Below are 17,139 nucleotides of genomic sequence, written 5' to 3'. Positions count from 1 at the left end.
GGTCAGGCGTTGGCGGCGGCATCCGCTGCCGTCAGCAGGTCGGCCAGGTCGTACCCGCCGTCGTGCCGGATGCCGTTGACGAACAGGGTCGGGGTGCCGTTCACCCCGCTGCGGATGCCCCCCACGAAGTCCCGACGCACCCGGTCCGCGTGCGCACGGTTCTCCACCTCGGCGTTCAACTCGTCCGGCGGCAGGCCGACCTGCTCGACGCCGAGCGAGAGGTGCACCGGGTCGAGCTGGTCCTGATGCTCGTAGAGCCAGTCGTGCATCTCCCAGAACCGACCCCGGACCCCGGCGGCCTCGGCCGTCTCGGCGGCCCGTTCGGCGTACGGGTGCACGTTGGCGATCGGGAAGTAGCGGTAGACCAGCCGTACGGTGTCGGCCCGCTGCCGCAGCAACTCGTGCAGGTTCGGGTACGCGGCACCGCAGAACTGGCACTGGAAGTCGCCGTACTCGACGATGGTCACCGCCGCGTCGGCCGGCCCCCGGATGTGGTCGTCGGTGGTCACCGGGTCTCGAAGTCGGGCGGTGACCTGTAGTGGCGTGCTCATCGGGCCATCACCTTCCGATCGGCGGCGAGTTGGTCCAGCGCGTCGAAGATCCCGTCGGCGCCGGGGTTGACGTCGGGCGGCGACAGATAGCTCCAGGCCACCTTCCCCGTCGGGTCCAGCACCACCAGCGCGCGGGCCGCCTCGCCGTTGGGCATGTACGCGCCGTAGCTGCGGGCCACCTCGCCCTTGGGCTCGAAGTCGGCCAGCAGGGGGAACTCGATGCCCCGGCTCTCCGCGAACGCCCGGTGTGACCAGATGCTGTCCACCGACACGCCGAGCACCACCGCCTGGTACTGGGCGAAGACGGGTGCCGCCGACTGGTAGAGCGACATCTGGTCACCGCAGACCGGGCTCCAGTCGGCGGGGTAGAAGGCGAGCACGACCGGCCGGCCACGGAACTGCTCAGGCCCCAGCAGGGCCCCGTCCGGGGTGGCCGGCAGGGTGAAAGCGGGCGCGGTGCGTCCCGATTGGATCAGCCCGTTCGGATCACTCATGCCACCAGCCTGCTCCCGGGGTGGGTGAGACGGGCTCACCCACCCCGGGTGGTTTCCCGCCCGCCCAGCGCCGCCCGCCCAGCGCCGCCCGCCCCGCACCCGCTCAGCGGGACGCCCGCACCCGCTCAGCGCAGCACCGGGGCGACCGCGATGTGGTTCTGCACCTCCCGGATGCCCGGTGCGGACCAGGCCACCTGCTCGACCTCGGCCCGTTCGGGCATCGAGTGCACCAGGCCGGCGAGGATCGCGGTGTCGCCGTGCACCCGGACGCTGACCCGTTCGGCCTCGGTCGCTCCAGCCCGGGCGAGGGCGTCGACGATCCGGTCGGCCAGGTTGCCGGCGTCCGGCGCGCTGGCCGGTCGGACCGTGATGCCGTTGCTCACCCCGCGTACGCCGGTCAGCCGGGCCACCGCGCGTTCGGCCGCCCGGCGTTGGTACTCCCACTCGACGTCGCCGTGCAGCGTCACCCAGCCGGCGGAGACGGTGACCTGGAGCTTCTCGATGGGTACGAACGCGTCCCACTCCAGCCCGTGGCTGGCCGCGGCGGCCAGGTCGCTGTCGGAGCGCTCGGTGCCGTTGGTGAGCTGCACGGCCACGTCGTTCGCGACCGCCCGGACCGAGGCGACCCGGTGGGTGGCCCGTTCGGCGGCCCACTTCTTGGCGTAGCTGTCTACGCGGCCGGTCAGGGTGACGACGCCCTCGGCGACGGTGACCCCGATCTCGTGCGGCTGCACCCGTGGTTCCCAGGTCAGCTCGTCGAGCACGGCGGACTGGATGTCCTGGTCGGTGCGGTTGATCTCCGCGATGGCCATCTGTCCCTCCTCCGCTGTCGCGACGGCGGACCGGGTGCTGGCCGCGGCCGGAGGTCCGCCGTGCTGCGATCCTGCCGCCGCCCGGGGTGAGCCGCCCTCGCCCGGATCGGGTGACAAAGGGGCCCGACCTGGGCGACGCGGGTGGGGAAGCGGGGCAAACATCGATGGTGGGAGCGCTTCCAAAGCGAGGCGCTTTCGGTTACGGTTAGTCGCGTTCCTCGATTGCGGGAGCCGTCGCGTCGGGTGGTGGAGTCAGGGCAGCTCTACCCGTCCCGTCGTCGTGCTCGTCCCCCGGGCCACGGCGGCAGCCAGGTGATCGACCCCGTCCCCCGGGGCCCGATCCCGAGAGGAACCGCCCTTGCGTAGATCACTTCGGCGTTTGCCACCGGCGCCGACGTCCACTTCGTCCTGCCACCCACCGACAGCGTGCGAACACCGCGCCGACAACCACCCAGAACCGCAGTCGCCATGGGCGCGAGCCACTGAGCAGGTGATCCGGACGGGACCCGGATCACCAACCATGCACCGGTCCGCCGGGCCGCCTGAGGGGTCCGGCACCCGGCGGACCGGTCCCACCCGGAGCGGGCAGATGACGGCAGGCCCCGCCCGACCGGGGTCGAGCGGGGCCGATGGTGCTGCTTTCGGTCAGATGGCGGGGGAGTTGGGGCGGTCGACGTCGACGAACTCCACGTCGTCGACCGTGTCGTCCCGGCTGCCAGCGGCGCGCGCGGCGGAGCCGACGGCCCAGCCGACCGCCGCGCCGACGAGCGCGGCGCCGATCAGGAGCGTCCAGGGCAGTGCCGGCTGTCGGCCGGCGAGCGCGTCGAAGGCCAGCGAGGCGCGGCGTCGCGCCTCCTCGGCGGCGGAGCCCACCAGGTCACCCGCCCCGTCGGCGAGGTCGCTGCTGTTCTGGCGGGCCGATCGGGCGGTGTCCCGCACACTGTCACCGGCGTAGCTGACCGCCGAGAGCAGGTGCTCCCATGCCTGGTCCGCGATCCGCTCCGGCTTGCTGCGGCGGTCCAGCAGGTTGGTTCCGAACATCGTGGTTACCTCCTCAGGTGCCGAAGCCGCCGGCCACTTCGGACTTCGGCGTCTTTCCAGCGCGTCACGGTGTCGCCTACCCCGCAGTGCCCCGCGTCAGCCGAACGCAAACCCCGAGCCGTGCGCAGCGCCGGGAGCCCGAAGTGCCGCGACGTGGCACGCCACCGAATCAGCGCACCGCTGACACGGCGGCACCTCGGGCGAAGTCGTCGTCATCGTCGTCATCGTCGCCGCCGCCACCGAAACCGCAGGCCAGGACGAGGGCGAGCAGAACACCGACGCCGGCGAGCCCGGCAAGTCGCTTGATCATCGAAGATCCTCTCCGTCGCGATGGTCTCCCGGCTGATGCTAGGGCGCGTCGGCAACCGGGGGCGCGGGTCGCGCCGGTCGATGGTGGGCGACACGCCGACGGCACACGGGCGGGCGTACGTCATGGGCCGGTTGTCGGGCGCGCCGGCCCCGGACCGCTACCCTGGTTCGGCGGCGGGCCGGTCACGACTGCTCGCCGATGGTCAGATAACGAAAAGTCTTGAGTAATCAGATACTGAAAAGTGCGGATATGGGCGGCTTTGTGGGCCCGGATCCGCGAATTGCTCATCCCGAGGGGTGGCGACCGAGGCCGTCGGAGGAATACTCTCGGTCGCGGCCCGCGTACTGATGAGGCGCCCGGGGGACGGGCGGGTGGAGGTGCTCGCGTGAGCCTGTCGATCGTGCAGTCGGTTCTGTCCGGTGGTGTCGTGGAGATCGCCCCACGGGGTGAGATCGACGTCGACACAGCGTACGAGGTGCGCGAAGCGATCGCGGAGGTGCTGGCCAAGAGCCGCCCGCTGCGCATCGAACTCAACATGAGGTTGGTCACCTTCATCGACTCGGTCGGCATCAGCGCCATGGTTGCCGGCTTCCAGACAGCCGAGGTCAGCGACGTCAAGCTGGTGGTGACCCAGCCCAGCCGGTTCGTGCACCGGCAGCTCTGGGTGACCGGCCTGCTCGGCCTCTTCGGTGCCCCGGAGCCCTACTTCGCCGGCGCTGCCACCCCCGAGGTGCTGCCCGGCGCCTGAGCGCGCCGGGTCCCCCCGTCAGGGCTGCTCGTCCAGGCCGGTCAGGTCGATGTCGGTCGCCTCGATGACCGCTCGGATGGCCGTCACCGACGCGTACCCGGCGGCCAGCAACGCCACGTCCGTGCCCGGCTGTGCGGCCTGCCCCGGCTCCTCCAGCGAGGTACGGACGAACCCGTGCCCGGATTCGGCCACCGTCATCTGCACCTGACCGAAGCTGGCCAGGGTGCCGCGCCGCACCCCACGCAGCTGCCCGTGCGGCAGGTCGGGGGTGTTCACGTTGAGCACGCTCTCCGGGGGCGCGGAGGTCAGGCGGGGGAGCAGGTCCAGGGCTACCCGCGCGGCGGTGCCCCAGTGCCGCTCGGCGTCGCGTACCCGGGCTGCGGCGTCCACCGCCGCGCCACCGCTCGCGGCCGTCGCCTCGCCGGCGGAGAGCACGTCCAGGGAGACCGCCATCGCCCGGCAGCCGTTGCTGGCGGCGGTGAACGCCGCACCCACGGTCCCGGAGTGCAGCACCGCCCGGCCGGCGTTGGCGCCCCGGTTGACGCCGGAGAGCACCACCGACGGCGGTGGCCCGAACGCCCCGTGCAGGGCGATCAGCGTGATGAAACCCGGGGACCCGGCGACCCCGTACGCCGGCACCCCCGCCAGGTCCGGCAGCGGGTGATCGTTCACGACCACCCGCCCGTCGCGCTCCATGGCGCTCATCGCGGCGCTGGTGCCGCTCGCCTCCTCCATCGGCGCGGCCACGACCACGTCCAGGCCCCGCTGCCGGGCTGCCCAGGCCAGCGCCTGGATGCCCGGCGCGGCGACCCCGTCGTCGTTGGTGATCAGCACCCGCAGGGTCATCGTTCGACCACCCGGCCGGCCAACTCGTCCGGGGTGGTCCGCTCCTGTTGCCGGCTGTCCGCCGGCACCAGCCGGACGCGGTCCACCAGGCCGGTGATCGAGTCCAGCCGCCCGGTGCCCAGGCCGTGCCGGGTCACGTTCAGCGCGCCAGCGGCGGCACCGGTGCGGATGGCGGTTCGAATGTCTCCGCCTTGGGCCACCACGGCGGCCACTCCGGCCGTCATCGAGTCGCCCGCGCCGCGTGGGTCGGCGGCCTCCAGCCGGGGCATCTCGACCTGGAACAGCTCCCCGTCGATGAGCGCCAACGCCGGCTGGTCGGCGCGACTCACCACCACCGTCTCGGCGCCGCCCGCGTGCAACTCGTACATGGTCCGGGTCAGCTCGTCGGTGTCGTCACTACGGGCGCGGCCGTCGCGGATCAACTCCTCGTGACTGACCTTGAGGAAGAACACCCCGCTCTCCAGCACCGAAGCGAGGTGATCGCCGGAGAGGTCGACCACCACCCGAGAACCGTTCGCGCCGAGGTCGGCGGCGAAGCGTCGGTACAGATCGGCTGGCACGAGCCACGGTTCGTTCGGCCCACTGAGGATGCTCACCGAGGCCCGCAGGCCCTCGCCGAGGGCGAGGTTGTACAGCTCGTCGATCTCGTGCCGGCTCAGCGGCTGCCCAGGCACGTCGGCGATCTCCCGCCGGGAGCCGTCGCGGCGATCGTGCACGTACCCGCCGCTGCCGGAGTCACGGACCACCACCTTGAGGTCCACGCCCTCGCTGACCAGCAGCGGCTCCAGCACCTGGCCGATCTCACCGCCGAGGGCGGCGCAGAGCACCACCTCGACTCCGAGGGAGAGCACCATCCGCGCCTGCCACACGCCCTGCCCACCCGGGTGCAGGTGCAGCTCGGGATGGTCGTTGGGCTGGTCCACCATCACCGTCAGCTGTGGGGTGGGCGCGAAGACCATCACGTGCCCACTCATCGGTCGTCGCCGTTCACGCTGGCCGCCTTCCGGCACCTTCGGGAGATTTCGCACTAACCGACCTTAATGGCGTAGGTAGTGGCAGGTTGTCGCATCGGCTCGGTCCGGCGCGGCGCTGCGGGTTCGTGGGGCGTTGCCAGCAAGACATCGGTACGGGACGATCGGGCGACCAACGACGGCGGGAGACGGTGTGCGCAGCAGCGATACCTTCAGCTACACCGTCCAGGCCCGGTGCTCACCCGCCGAGGCGGCAGCCTTGCTCAGCGACCTGACCCGACAGGGCGAGCTGCACCCGCTGATCGTCCGGGTCCGCCGGGTGCCGCCGCGGCCCGGCGCCCAGGCCAGCTACACGATCAACGACCGGTTGGCGGCCGGGCCGCTGCGCTTCCGGACCACCTACCACGCCGACGTACTGATCAATGAGGCCGACGAGATCGTCATGGTGGCCCGCCAGTGGCCGGCCACCACCGTGCGAAACCACACCCGACTACGCGCCGAGCCGGACGGTCTGACCCGCATCGACGTCGAGATCACTCTGACCGCGCCGACGCCCCTGTTCCGCTACGCGTTCCGCCAGGCCCAGGCCGCGCACCTCGCCCTCGCCACCCGGCTGGGCGCCGCCCTGGACCGCACCAACAACGCCCCACCCCCCTGACCCACCCCGCTACCGCCCCCGACGCGCCCCTGGCACCCCCCGGCGCGCCGGCGACGCCCCCCGGTGCCCGGCGCCCCCGCTGCCCGGCGTGCCCGTCGACGCCCCTGCCGCGCCGATCAGCGCCCCGGCACGCAGGCGGCGCCCCCGCTGCCGCCCCCGGTGCCCGGCGCGCCCGGGTGCGCGGCGCCCCCGGTGCCCGGCGGCCCGGGTGCGCGGCGCCCCCGGTGCCCGGCGCGCCCGTCGACGCCCCTGCCGCGTCGATCTTGCAGTTTCGGCTGTCGATATCAGTGGGGATGGGCCCTTATGTCGGTGCAGGAAGTGCAAGATCGCGAGGGCGCTGAGCGCTGGGCGCGGGACGTGCGGGCGCGCGGGCGCGCGGGGGCGCGGGGGCGCGGGGCGCTGCGTGCGGGACGGGCGGGCGCGCGGAGGTGCGGAGGTGCGGAGGTGCGGTGGTGCGGGGCGCGCGGTGGTGCGGTGGTGCGGGGCGCGCGGTGGTGCGGGGCGCGCGGTGGTGCGGGGCGTGCGGGTGTGCGGGACGCTCGGGGCGTGCGGGGCCTTGGGTGTCTCAGATCTTGGTTGGGGCGCTGGTGCGGGTCGGGCGGGTGGTGGAGCGTCGGCCCCACGGCTTGTAGGTGGACAGCACTGTCGCAATGATCATCAGGCTGGTCGACACCGCCGGCGCGATGACCAGGTCGGCGCGATCGCGGGCGGGCAGGGCGGCGCCGACCGCCCCGGCGTGACGCAGGTTCGGGGTGAGCAGGAACAGCACCAGCCCGACCATCACCGTGGTGAGCACGAGCTTGACCAGCACCCAGCGGTGGCGCAGCAGACCCCATGGGGTGAGCAGCGAACTGGCGACTCCGATCAGCCAGACCAGGACGCTCAGCGGCGCGAACAGCACCGTGCCGACGAGGGCAGTGACCGGGTAGACCACCGCCGGGTCGGCGCCCCGCTGTACGGCGATGCCGAGGGTGAGCAGCACCAGGTCGGCGCCGAGCCAGCCGAGCGACGTGACGAGGTGCAGGGTGAGCAGCGCCTTGCGGGTGGTGGGTCGGATCCGAGGCATACCGCGATGCTGCCCGCCGGCCACCGCCGGGTCGTCCGACGAGCGACGACATCAGGGGTACGCCCGCTGACGTAGCCCGGCCCCGGAGATACGCGATGCCTGTGAGCCAGCCGGCGGCTCACAGGCATCACGACGCGCGGGTCAGTAGACCGACAGGTGTACGTGGTTGGTGTGGTCGGTCGACGGGGTGCCGTGCGCCCCGCTGTACGACTTCCACCCGCTGCTGGGCAGCCAGATCTGCCTGTACCAGATCACGTAGAGCACGGCGAGCCGGTCCGCGTTGCGGATGAAGTACGCGGCCAGGTTGTTGCCGTACGTCTTGTCGCCGCCGGTGGCGTTGCCGCCGAACCCGTTCTTCTGCGCCGCGAAGTCGCAGGCCCGGCCCTTCGGGTGTTCACCCGAGCCGCTGGGGCGGTGGCACGAGACGTACCGGGTGAATCCCGCGGCCTTGGCCTGGTTGAGCGCGTGCAGGGTGCGCGGGGTGATGCAGCCGTTGGCGGGCGTGGGGTCGTTGACGCTGCACGACTCGGAGGGCCAGGAGCCGTCGGAGTTGCGCGGTGCGGCCTTCGCGTTGGCGTTGGAGGTGCCCCGGTTGGAGCCGCCGTCCGCGGTGGTCTGCGGCTTGGGGGTGGTGGCCACGGTCAGGGCCCGTTCGGCCTGATCCTTGCGCTTGGCCATCACCGCGACCTGCTTGCGTTGTTCGTTGATCTCGCCGTCCAGGGCGATCCGGGTGCGGTTGGCCTTGTCCTTGCTGTCGAGCAGGTCGCGTAGCACCCGGTCCTCGTTGGCCGCCACCGCGTCCAGCGCGGCTGCCCGGTCCATGAAGCCTTCGGGGGTGCTGCTGTTGAGCAGCGCCGACATCGCACCGAGCCGGCCGGTGCGATAGGCGACCTCGGCGATCTCGCCGACCTTGCCGTTGCGCTGGTCGATCTCGACCTCGATGGTCTTCAACTGGGTGCCGAGCTGCTTCTGCCGCTGCACCGAGGTGTCCAGGGCGCGCTTCGCGTCCAGGTAGCCCTTGCTGGCAGCTTCAAGCTGGGCCCGCAACGCCGGGGTGCCGCCCTCCTCGTCGGAGTCGGGTGCGGCGGCCCGCAGGCCGGTCGGGGGAGCGGCCGAGGCGGTGCCGGCCGGGAGCGCGACGCCGAGGGCGAACATCGCGACGATCAGGGCCGCCAGTCGGGCGGCGGGTGGTCGTGCTGGTGCCACTGCGCATGTCCTTCCGTCAGCCGCCGACCGGGTTAGCTGACGGGTTCGGGACGGAAGATCCCTACCGCTGACGCGGATGCACCCCAGGAACGTGGTTCCCCGGTTCGCCCGGTTGGGCGATTAGGCGGCGACCGCCACCGGCGCCGGGAGGCGCCTTCTGGTGGAGGCCGGGACCGAGCCTACCGGTGCGGGTGGGACCGCTGCAGCCAATGTGACGGACGGTGCGTGCGTCACCACGGAAAACTGCGAACCGGTCACCATTCGATGGAGCCGCAGGCCCCGGAGGCGGCGCCGGGCTCGATCTGCAACGTCGCGTGCTCGATGCGGAAGTCGTCGTGCAGGGCCGTGCGTGCCGCGGTGAGCACCGCGCCGACCTCCGCGCCCGGTGCCATGGTCAGGTGGGCGGAGGCCACCTCCATGCCCGAGGTGAGCGTCCAGACGTGCAGGTCGTGCACCTCGACGACCCCGGGGACGGCGGCGAGCCGGTCGTGCACGGCGGTCACCTGGAGGTGCTCCGGGGCGGCCTGCACCAGGATGCGGATGGCGGCGCGGGCCAGCCGCCAGGTGCGCGGCAGGATGAACACGCCGATGGCGACCGCGACCAGGGGGTCGGCCCACCACCAGTCGGTGACGGTGATCAGCAGCGCCGCGCCGATGACGCCGACCGAGCCGAGCAGGTCACCGAGCACTTCCAGGTAGGCGCCCTGGAGGTTGATGCTCTCCCGGGCCCCGGCTCGCAGCAGCGCGAAGGCGGCGATGTTCGCCAGCAGGCCGAGTACGGCAACCGCGAGCATCGGGCCGGCGATGACCTGGTGCGGGTCACCGAAGCGGCGGATCGCCTCGATCACCACGTAGATCGCGACGCCGGAGAGCAGGACGGCGTTGGCCAGCGCGGCGAGCACCTCGAGCCGGTAGAGCCCGAAGGTGCGCTGCGGGTCACCGGTGGCCCGTCGGGTCGCCGTGATGGCGGCGAGCGCCATCCCGATGCCGAGCACGTCGGTGAACATGTGCCCGGCGTCGGAGAGCAGGGCGAGCGAGCCGGTGTGCAGTGCGACCACCGCTTCGACCACCATCAGGGTGGCCAGCAACCCGAACGCCGCCCAGAGGCGACCCCGGTGCTGGTGTGCGGCATTGGCGACGGACCCATGGTGGTGGTCATGCCCTGCGCCCACGAGAACCACCTTCCGCCGCTGGTCGGGACCCGGTCAAATGTATGCTCACATCGCTATGTGTGCAAGTGTACGGGTGGAGCGTTCCGCCGGTGGCAGTCCGCACACGTCAGCCGTTCGGGTCGATGGTGGTGAGCCGCTGGGTGGCCCGGGAGAGCGCCACGTACAGGGTGCGTACCCCGGCGCCCGGATCGGCCCGGATCTCGCTCGGGGCGACCAGCACGACCCCGTCGTACTCCATGCCCTTGGCTTCCAGGCTGGTGACCACCTGCAACCTGGGCGCGCCGAGAGCGCCCAGCCAACCGGCCACCTCGTCGCGGCGGGGGACCGGCGTGATCACACCGACCGTGCCCTCCACCTCGGCCAGCAGGCCGGCGGCGGCCTCCACTGTCGCGGTCTCCAACCCCGTCGCGGGCACCACCAGCTCCACCGGCTCGACCCCGGTGGAGCGGACGGCGGTCGGCAGCGGCAGGTCCGGGTAGAGCCGCCGGATCTCTGCCGCCGCCACCGCGAAGATCTCCGCCGAGTTGCGGTAGTTGGTGGTGAGCGTGAAGTCGTGTCGCTTGCGCCGGCCCAGCGCCTGGTCGCGGGCCCGGGTCAGCTCCTCCGGATCGCCGGTCCACGCGGTCTGCGCGGGGTCGCCCACCACGGTCCAGGAGGCCAGCCGGCCCCGCCGACCGATCATCCGCCACTGCATCGGCGAGACGTCCTGCGCCTCGTCCACCACCACGTGCGCGTAGTCCCGGTAGTCCGCCGGGCGTTCCCGGGCCGCCGCGCGGGCGGCCCGTTGCCGTTCACCGAGGGTGCTCAGCTCACGGACGCCGCCGGCGAGCTGGAACGGGTCGCGTCGCGCGCGGGCCGGCTGCGCGGGCTTGCCGAGCAGCGCGTCCAACTCGTCCAGCAGCGCCACGTCGGCGATGGTCAGCCCGGCCGAGTCCAGGTCCCGGTACGCGGCGTTGAGCAGCCGGATCTCCGCCGAGGAGAGAATCCCCCCGGCGTAGCGGCGCAGCCGGTCCGGCTGCGCCAGCCAGCCGAGCACGTGCCGGGGGTGCAGTCGAGGCCACCACGCCTTGAGGAACTCCCGGAACTCCGACCGCTCGGCGATCTCCGCCTCGAAGGCCGGTTGCTCCGGCAGCCGACCGCTGCTCAGCTCACGGGCCTGCGCCCAGAGCGCGGCGAACACCCCGTCGAAACCGGCCCGGCGCACCTCGTTGCGCCGTGCGCCGCGGTGCAGCGCGCGCTCCCGGATCCGGTCCAACGCGACCCGGTCCAACCGCAGCAGCGTGCCCCGGTAGAGCAGCCGCAGCTCACCCGGGCCGCCCGGCACCGCGTCGCGGGCCGCCCGCTCCAGCACCCGGCGCATCCGCAGCGAACCCTTCACCGCCGCCACCTCGGGCGGGTCGGGGCGGGTGGCTGTCATCCCCGGGAAGAGGGTGCCCAGCGAGTGCAGGGTCGCGGTGTCCTCACCGAGCGACGGCAGCACGGAGCCGATGTACTCGACGAAGACCGACGACGGCCCGACCACCAGGATGCCGCCGCCGGCATAGCGGCTGCGGTCGGAGTAGAGCAGGAACGCGGCCCGGTGCAGGGCCACAGCGGTCTTCCCGGTGCCGGGGCCGCCCGCGACGATCGTCACCCCGGAGCCGGGCGAGCGGATCGCCTCGTCCTGCTCCCGCTGGATGGTCGCCACGATGTCGCGCATACCCCGGCCGGTGGCCTTGGACAGGGTGGCCAGCAACGCGCCGTCACCGACGACGGTCATCCCCTCCGGGGCGGCCGTCGGGTCCAGCAGGTCGTCCTCGATCCGGGTGACCCGCTCGGCGCGGGACTGGATGGTGCGCCGCCGCACCACATCCAGCGGCTGCGCCGGGGTGGCCTGGTAGAAGGCGGCGGCGGCCGGCGCGCGCCAGTCGACGACGAGCGTGACGGCGTTCTCGTCGCGGATCCCCAGTCGCCCGACGTGCAGCACCTGACGGTCGCGCAGGTCCAGCCGGCCGAAGACCAGCCCCTCGTGCTCGGCGTCCAGGGTGTGCCGCCGCTGCGCGGCGTGGAAGACCATGGCGTCGCGCTCGACCAGGGCGCCGTGCGTGCCCACCCGGGCCATCCGGTAGCCGTCGCGCTCGGCGCGGACGGCCGACTGCCGCAGCTCGGCCAGTCGGGCGTACACCCGGTCCAGGTGTCGTTGCTCGACGGCGATCTCCTGCTCCAGGCCGGTCTGGTCGGTCAACGCACGCTCCTTCAGAGGTCGCCGGCAGGCGGCGGAAACCGCGCGGGCCAACCGCAGAAGGGTACGGCCCCGGACCCGACCCGCCGCGCCCGAGGTGCGCGAACGTGCTCAGGCACCCGTCCCGGCGGGGGCCGCGCCGAGGTGTGCCGGCGGCGATGCGCCGAGGTGTGCCGGCGGCGATTCGGCGATCGCCCGTCGTACGACGCCGGTGAGCGCGGCGTTCACCTCGTCCGGGCGTTCCATCATCAGCATGTGTCCGGCACCTGGGCAGACGGTCAGCTCGGTGGCCGGCAGAGCCGCCGCGATCGACTCGGCGCACGGCGGTGGGGTCAGCCGGTCCCGGTCGCCGACCAGGGCGGCGGCCGGCAGGTGGGCCAGCGCGGCGAGGGTGTCCAGGCGGTGCTGGGTGCCGATGGAGGCGCGGAACCCGCCGATCGAACGCAGCGAGGCCCGGGCCACCGCCGACGTCACCAGACGGATGTCGGCCGGCTCGCAGCGGTCACCGAAGAGCATCCACCGGATGCTCGGTTGCAGCGCGTTCAGCAGTGCCCGGGGAGCACGCCACGAGCCACACCGGGCCAGTACGCCGGCGCCGGTCGTCTCGGCCAGCCGGATCAACCGGGCGATCCGCGGCGAGAGCCCGTAGACGGTGTGCGTGTGCCCCTCGGCGGTGGTCGAGACGAAGACCAGGCCGGCGGTACGGGCGGCGAAGTGCGCGGGGTGGCGGTGGGCGTACTCCATGATCGTCATGCCGCCCATCGAGTGCCCGACCAGCACCACCGGGCCGGTCGGCGCGACCGCGTCGATGACCGCGGCCAGGTCGTCACCCAACTGGGCCAGGGTGGCCGTGGGCAGCGCCATGCAGCTGGACCGGCCGTGTCCCCGCGCGTCGTAGGCGACCACCCGCACCGCACCGCCGAACTGCGGCGCGGTGAGCGCCTCGACCTGTCGGTGCCAGGCGCGCCCGTCCAGCGTCCAGCCGTGCAGCAGGATGGCGGTGACCTGGGCGTCCGTCGGGCCCGTCGCCTCGACGTTGAGCCGTACGCCGTCCGGCAGGCCGACCTCGAACCGCTCTGGCATCGCCACCTCCCCAGGGCCGCCCAGTACCACCAGCACCTCCGATACCCGGCGGTAACACCGGCTACCCGCCATGACACCACGCCAATCGCGCCGTGGCGAACATTCCCGACCTCGCCCGTACCGGACGGTCGCGGGCCAAGCTGGACGGCATGGGGTCGTCGGGAGCGCCCATGGGAGCGACGTCGGGGCAGGGGCGGCAGGCCGGCGGTACGCCCCGCGCCGCCCTTGCCGACCTGCTGGCCGGCAATCGGCGGTTCGTCAGCGGTCAGCCTGCGCACGGACACGACGTCACGGCCGCCGCCGCGGCCTCCGGCGACCAGCAGCCGTACGCGGTGGTGCTGGGCTGCATCGACTCCCGGGTGCCGCTGGAGGCGATCTTCGACCAGACCTTCGGCGCGATCTGCGTGATCCGTACCGGGGGGCATGTGCTCGATCGCGCGGTCTGCGGCTCCATCGAGTACGTGGTCGGCCAGCTCGGCGTACCGCTGGTGATGGTCCTCGGCCACGAGCGGTGTGGCGCGGTGCAGGCCACGGTGGAGGCGCTGCGCATCGGCCGGCGTCCCGGCGGGTCGCTGGCGCACCTGGTGGACGAGATCGCGCCGGCGGTGACCGAGGCGGGGATCGACGACCCGGCGGTGCTGCCGCTGGCGATCCGCCGGCACGTCCGGCGCACGGTGCACACCCTGCGCCGGGACGATCTGCTGGCCGGGCCGGTGGCCGTCGGCCGGGTGGCCGTGGTCGGCGGCCTCTACGACCTGGCCACCGGCGAGGTCGCCCTGCTCGACCCCGGCTGACCCGCCCCGGCCCGGCCCGAGGATCGTCCCGCCGCCGCTCGCGTCGATCATGGAGTTGTGGTGGGTGACAGACCAGCCTGAACGACTTCAATCCGGGCACCACAACTCCATGATCGACCAAGTTGGTCCTCGCGCACGAGAAACCGCCCGCCGGGAACTCCCGGCGGGCGGTTTCGGTGGTGCGTGGGGGAGGGGGCTCAGCCCTCGAAGACGCCGGCCGCGACCAGGCGCTTCTCGGTGGCCTCCCAGCCGTCACCCGGGTGGGTGGCAGCCAGGTTGTTGATCTCCGCCCGGATCTTGGCGGCGTGGCCGGCGGCGGCCAGAACGCGGATCTCCTCGACGAAGGCGTCGGAGTCCGTGCGCAGGTGCGCGGTCTTGCCGTTGGTCAGGTTCCGCACGTAGGCGTGCTTGCCGCCGTTGAGCGGGATGAGGTACTTGAACTCGCCCAGCACGCTGAGGGCGCCACCCTGGCCAGCCTGGCCGGCCCGGACTGACGCGCGCGCGGTCTTAGAGGTGTTGCTCGCCACGGAGGTACTCCTTGCAAGACGTACGGGAGGACTAGACGTCCGGGGGCTGTGTGCGGGTCGTACGTGACTCGACCCGCGAAGGTGTAACGCGGCATAAGCCGCCGGTGGAACTGTACAGGACCACGACATCATGCTGGTCGTCGCGGTGTCCTGAGAGGCAACGGCGGCCACCCGTCCGGCTATTCCACCCGGCGTTTTTTCCGATTCCCTGGCGCACCACGCGTCACAGGAGTCATCATGTGTTGCAGCAGCCACCTGGGTGGACGAGGTCGTAGGGGAAGACGCACCTCGCTCTCCGGGAGGTCACCGTGCCAACGCGTGGCGTCGTATACGTCCACTCGACCCCGCTCGCCGTGTGCTCACACGTCGAGTGGGCGATCGCGCGCGTCCTAGCCGCGCCGGTCAACCTGCAGTGGACGGCTCAGCCCGTCGACCCCGGCGCACGCCGGGCCGAGTGCGGGTGGACCGGTCGTCCGGGGACGGGCGCCGAGCTGGCCGCTGCCCTACGGCAGTGGCCCATGATCCGTTTCGAGGTCACCGAGGAGCCGAGTCCCGGCGTCGACGGTGAGCGCTTCATGTACGTGCCAGCCCGTGGCCTGTTCCGGGCGACGGTGGGCGTGGCCGGCGACATCCAACTCGGCGAGGACCGGCTCCGGACGCTGATGGCGGCCTCCCGGGCCCCCGAGGCCCTGGCGCACGCCCTCGACAAGGCGCTCGGCACGGCATGGGACGCTGACCTGGAGCCCTACCGGTACGCCGGCGACGGTGCTCCGGTGACCTTGCTCACTCGGGTCGGCTGACCCGGCCGGCGGGCCGCTGGCCGTACGCTGTCGCGCCGGTGACGACCGGTAAGGTCAAGTTGCCCCGATAAGGGAGAAGCTGGTGGGATGGGCGGCGTGTCGAATCGCCCGTGGCGCGCCAGTGTCGCTGTCGCCGCCCTGACCGCCCTGCTCGTCTCCGGCTGCTCAGGTGACCCGGAGCGCCCCACGCTGACGCCCAGCCCGATCGGGACGTCCGCGGCTCCGAGCGTCCCGCCCGCGCCGCCGGCCAGCGACCCCGCCGGCCGCGCCGCCGCGCTGGTGGCGACGCTGCCCGACGAGGACCTGGTCGGCCAGGTGCTGATGCCGTACGCCTACGGCGACTCGGCGACGAAGGTCTCCGCCGGCTCGGCGGCCGGTAACCAGGCCCTTGCCGGGGTGGACACCCCCGCCGAGATGATCGCCAAGTACCGACTGGGTGGCCTGATCCTGGTCGGCTTCAGCGCCGACGACCCGACCAAGGGCAACCAGGAGACCACGAACGTCGACAACCCCAAGCAGGTGCACGAGCTCACCACCGGGCTGCGTACCGCCGCCGGTCGGCTCGCCGCCGGTTCGGCGCCGCTGCTCGTCGGCACCGACCAGGAGTACGGGGTCGTCACCCGTGTGACCGACGGCGTCACGGTGCTGCCCAGCGCCCTCGCGGCCGGCGCGGCCGGTGACCCGAAGCTCACCGAGGCCGCCTGGCGGGCCGCCGGCGCCGAGTTGGCCGCGATGGGCATCAACATCGACTTCGCCCCGGTGGCCGACGTGCTGGCCACCCGCAGCACGGTGATCGGCTCCCGGTCCTACGGCTCCGACCCGAAGCGGGCCGCCGCGCAGGTGGGCGGCGCGGTCCGTGGCCTCCAGGCGGTCGGGGTCGCGGCCACCCTGAAGCACTTCCCCGGGCACGGTCACAGCGCCGACGACTCGCACAAGGACCTTCCGGTGCTGACCCAGTCCGCCGCGGCGTTGCAGAGCGGCGCGTGGCCGCCGTTCACCGCCGGGATGGACGCGGGCGCGATGGCCGTGATGTCCGGTCACCTGGACGCGCGCGCGATCGACCCGGGAACCCCGGCGACGTTCTCGCACAAGCTGCTCACCGACGTCCTGCGCGGCCAACTCGGCTTCAAGGGCGTGGTGATCACCGACGGGATGAACATGCCGCCCGCGATGCGCTGGGCTCCCGGCGAGGCGGCGGTCCGGGCGCTCAACGCCGGTAACGACCTCATCCTGATGACCCCGAACGTCGGTCAGGCGTACGACGGGCTGCTCGCCGCGCTGCGCGGGGGGTCGCTGCCCCGGACCCGGCTGGTCGAGGCGGTCACCCGGGTGCTGACGATGAAGTTCCAGCTCGCCGAGCTGCCGGCGGCGCAGATGTCCACGCTCAACACCCCGGCACACCGGGCGGCGGCCGACGCGCTGGCCGCTGCCGCCGTCACCGTGCTGCGTGGCGCCTGCGGCGGAGCGGTACGCGGGCCCGTCACCGTCACCTCGTCCGGCGGTCGGGACGGCACCCGGGCCACCCTCACCGCCGCGTTGACCGCCGCCGGTGTGCAGGTCAAGCCCAGCGGCGGCACTGTCGTGCACCTGGTGGGCTACGGCGACGGCAAGAGCGACCTGCGCCCCGACGCGGCCGTCACGGTCGCCATGGACACCCCGTACGTGCTGGCCGACGCGAAGTCGCCGACGCTGTTGGCGACGTACTCCTCCAGCCGGGCGTCGATGACCGCCCTGGCCGCCGTGCTCGCCGGCAAGGCCCGGCCGGGCGGCCAGTCCCCGGTCGCGGTACCCGGCCTGCCCGCCACGACCTGCGCCAGGAGCTGACCGTGCCGGGCTGGC

General features: G+C 72.9%; 18 protein-coding genes and 1 riboswitch. Of the genes, 5 read left to right on the top strand and 13 right to left on the bottom strand.

The genetic code is table 11. The features are described 5' to 3' along the window. Positions 1–2 precede the first annotated feature (2 nt). The 5 genes from AB0877_RS14310 to AB0877_RS14290 form a co-directional block, all read right to left on the bottom strand. Complete coding sequence (locus tag AB0877_RS14310) at positions 3–551, bottom strand: thioredoxin domain-containing protein (protein WP_357181301.1); 549 nt, start codon at positions 549–551, stop codon at positions 3–5. Continuing rightward, complete coding sequence (locus AB0877_RS14305) at positions 548–1,045, bottom strand: redoxin domain-containing protein (RefSeq protein WP_366608975.1); 498 nt, start codon at positions 1,043–1,045, stop codon at positions 548–550. The genes AB0877_RS14310 and AB0877_RS14305 overlap by 4 nt, the downstream gene beginning before the upstream one ends. 125 nt (positions 1,046–1,170) lie before the next feature. Beyond that, positions 1,171–1,857: a BON domain-containing protein gene (locus AB0877_RS14300; RefSeq protein WP_366608974.1), complete on the bottom strand. Its 687-nt coding sequence runs from the start codon at positions 1,855–1,857 to the stop codon at positions 1,171–1,173. 645 nt (positions 1,858–2,502) lie between these two features. Further along, entirely contained in the window at positions 2,503–2,898 is a 396-nt protein-coding gene (locus tag AB0877_RS14295; protein WP_366608973.1) for a hypothetical protein, read from the bottom strand. Positions 2,899–3,067: 169 nt separating this feature from the next. Further along, positions 3,068–3,208: a hypothetical protein gene (locus AB0877_RS14290; protein ID WP_366608972.1), complete on the bottom strand. Its 141-nt coding sequence runs from the start codon at positions 3,206–3,208 to the stop codon at positions 3,068–3,070. Between the two features lie 385 nt (positions 3,209–3,593). Here AB0877_RS14290 and AB0877_RS14285 point away from each other — a divergent pair, with 385 nt between their 5' ends. Then, entirely contained in the window at positions 3,594–3,956 is a 363-nt protein-coding gene (locus AB0877_RS14285) for an STAS domain-containing protein (protein ID WP_366608971.1), read from the top strand. Positions 3,957–3,974: 18 nt separating this feature from the next. Here the strand turns inward: AB0877_RS14285 and AB0877_RS14280 are convergent, their stop codons facing one another. After that, positions 3,975–4,802 carry a 5'/3'-nucleotidase SurE gene (locus AB0877_RS14280; RefSeq protein ID WP_366608970.1) on the bottom strand — a complete coding sequence of 276 codons (828 nt, stop codon included), beginning with the start codon at positions 4,800–4,802 and terminating at the stop codon, positions 3,975–3,977. Further along, on the bottom strand, positions 4,799–5,776 hold the full coding sequence (locus AB0877_RS14275) for a PfkB family carbohydrate kinase (RefSeq protein WP_366608969.1): 978 nt from the start codon (positions 5,774–5,776) through the stop codon (positions 4,799–4,801). The genes AB0877_RS14280 and AB0877_RS14275 overlap by 4 nt, the downstream gene beginning before the upstream one ends. A gap of 190 nt (positions 5,777–5,966) precedes the next feature. Between AB0877_RS14275 and AB0877_RS14270 the strand changes: the two genes are divergently transcribed. After that, complete coding sequence (locus tag AB0877_RS14270; protein WP_366608968.1) at positions 5,967–6,431, top strand: SRPBCC family protein; 465 nt, start codon at positions 5,967–5,969, stop codon at positions 6,429–6,431. 565 nt (positions 6,432–6,996) lie between these two features. On the opposite strand, the gene AB0877_RS14265 is transcribed toward AB0877_RS14270, so the two are convergent. The 5 genes from AB0877_RS14265 to AB0877_RS14245 form a co-directional block, all read right to left on the bottom strand. Next, positions 6,997–7,497, bottom strand: coding sequence for a hypothetical protein (locus AB0877_RS14265; protein ID WP_366608967.1), 501 nt, complete (start codon positions 7,495–7,497; stop codon positions 6,997–6,999). 141 nt (positions 7,498–7,638) lie between these two features. After that, positions 7,639–8,652, bottom strand: coding sequence for a hypothetical protein (locus AB0877_RS14260; RefSeq protein ID WP_366609043.1), 1,014 nt, complete (start codon positions 8,650–8,652; stop codon positions 7,639–7,641). A gap of 56 nt (positions 8,653–8,708) precedes the next feature. Continuing rightward, positions 8,709–8,840: riboswitch (cyclic di-AMP (ydaO/yuaA leader) on the bottom strand. 117 nt (positions 8,841–8,957) lie between these two features. After that, positions 8,958–9,875 carry a cation diffusion facilitator family transporter gene (locus tag AB0877_RS14255; protein ID WP_366608966.1) on the bottom strand — a complete coding sequence of 306 codons (918 nt, stop codon included), beginning with the start codon at positions 9,873–9,875 and terminating at the stop codon, positions 8,958–8,960. Positions 9,876–9,981: 106 nt separating this feature from the next. Next, complete coding sequence (locus AB0877_RS14250; RefSeq protein WP_366608965.1) at positions 9,982–12,099, bottom strand: AAA family ATPase; 2,118 nt, start codon at positions 12,097–12,099, stop codon at positions 9,982–9,984. 108 nt (positions 12,100–12,207) lie between these two features. Next, complete coding sequence (locus AB0877_RS14245; RefSeq protein WP_366608964.1) at positions 12,208–13,179, bottom strand: alpha/beta hydrolase; 972 nt, start codon at positions 13,177–13,179, stop codon at positions 12,208–12,210. Positions 13,180–13,349: 170 nt separating this feature from the next. Between AB0877_RS14245 and AB0877_RS14240 the strand changes: the two genes are divergently transcribed. After that, positions 13,350–13,973: a carbonic anhydrase gene (locus AB0877_RS14240; RefSeq protein WP_366609042.1), complete on the top strand. Its 624-nt coding sequence runs from the start codon at positions 13,350–13,352 to the stop codon at positions 13,971–13,973. A 197-nt stretch (positions 13,974–14,170) separates the two neighbouring features. On the opposite strand, the gene AB0877_RS14235 is transcribed toward AB0877_RS14240, so the two are convergent. Further along, positions 14,171–14,500 (bottom strand): hypothetical protein, encoded by a 330-nt coding sequence (locus AB0877_RS14235; RefSeq protein WP_030330285.1) that lies wholly within the window; start codon positions 14,498–14,500, stop codon positions 14,171–14,173. Positions 14,501–14,808: 308 nt separating this feature from the next. Here AB0877_RS14235 and AB0877_RS14230 point away from each other — a divergent pair, with 308 nt between their 5' ends. Beyond that, a complete protein-coding gene (locus AB0877_RS14230) occupies positions 14,809–15,300 on the top strand; it encodes a DUF3145 domain-containing protein (protein ID WP_366608963.1) in 492 nt (163 codons plus the stop codon). Positions 15,301–15,387: 87 nt separating this feature from the next. After that, a complete protein-coding gene (locus AB0877_RS14225) occupies positions 15,388–17,124 on the top strand; it encodes a glycoside hydrolase family 3 N-terminal domain-containing protein (RefSeq protein ID WP_366608962.1) in 1,737 nt (578 codons plus the stop codon). Positions 17,125–17,139: the final 15 nt, after the last annotated feature.

The organism is Micromonospora sp. NPDC047644, from assembly GCF_040704315.1.
Lineage (GTDB): Bacteria > Actinomycetota > Actinomycetes > Mycobacteriales > Micromonosporaceae > Micromonospora.
The sequence above is the reverse complement of the archived record's forward strand: the minus strand, read 5'-3'. Positions and strand labels throughout refer to the sequence as shown.

Excerpts from the sequence above, each read along its gene's own strand:
- AB0877_RS14310 (WP_357181301.1), bottom strand. The coding sequence starts at position 551 with ATGAGCACGCCACTACAGGTCACCGCCCGACTTCGAGACCCGGTGACC.
- AB0877_RS14305 (WP_366608975.1), bottom strand. The coding sequence starts at position 1,045 with ATGAGTGATCCGAACGGGCTGATCCAATCGGGACGCACCGCGCCCGCT.
- AB0877_RS14260 (WP_366609043.1), bottom strand. The coding sequence starts at position 8,652 with ATGTTCGCCCTCGGCGTCGCGCTCCCGGCCGGCACCGCCTCGGCCGCT.
- AB0877_RS14245 (WP_366608964.1), bottom strand. The coding sequence starts at position 13,179 with ATGCCAGAGCGGTTCGAGGTCGGCCTGCCGGACGGCGTACGGCTCAAC.
- AB0877_RS14280 (WP_366608970.1), bottom strand. The coding sequence starts at position 4,802 with ATGACCCTGCGGGTGCTGATCACCAACGACGACGGGGTCGCCGCGCCG.
- AB0877_RS14295 (WP_366608973.1), bottom strand. The coding sequence starts at position 2,898 with ATGTTCGGAACCAACCTGCTGGACCGCCGCAGCAAGCCGGAGCGGATC.
- AB0877_RS14300 (WP_366608974.1), bottom strand. The coding sequence starts at position 1,857 with ATGGCCATCGCGGAGATCAACCGCACCGACCAGGACATCCAGTCCGCC.
- AB0877_RS14290 (WP_366608972.1), bottom strand. The coding sequence starts at position 3,208 with ATGATCAAGCGACTTGCCGGGCTCGCCGGCGTCGGTGTTCTGCTCGCC.
- AB0877_RS14275 (WP_366608969.1), bottom strand. The coding sequence starts at position 5,776 with ATGAGTGGGCACGTGATGGTCTTCGCGCCCACCCCACAGCTGACGGTG.
- AB0877_RS14240 (WP_366609042.1), top strand. The coding sequence starts at position 13,350 with ATGGGAGCGACGTCGGGGCAGGGGCGGCAGGCCGGCGGTACGCCCCGC.
- AB0877_RS14225 (WP_366608962.1), top strand. The coding sequence starts at position 15,388 with ATGGGCGGCGTGTCGAATCGCCCGTGGCGCGCCAGTGTCGCTGTCGCC.
- AB0877_RS14265 (WP_366608967.1), bottom strand. The coding sequence starts at position 7,497 with ATGCCTCGGATCCGACCCACCACCCGCAAGGCGCTGCTCACCCTGCAC.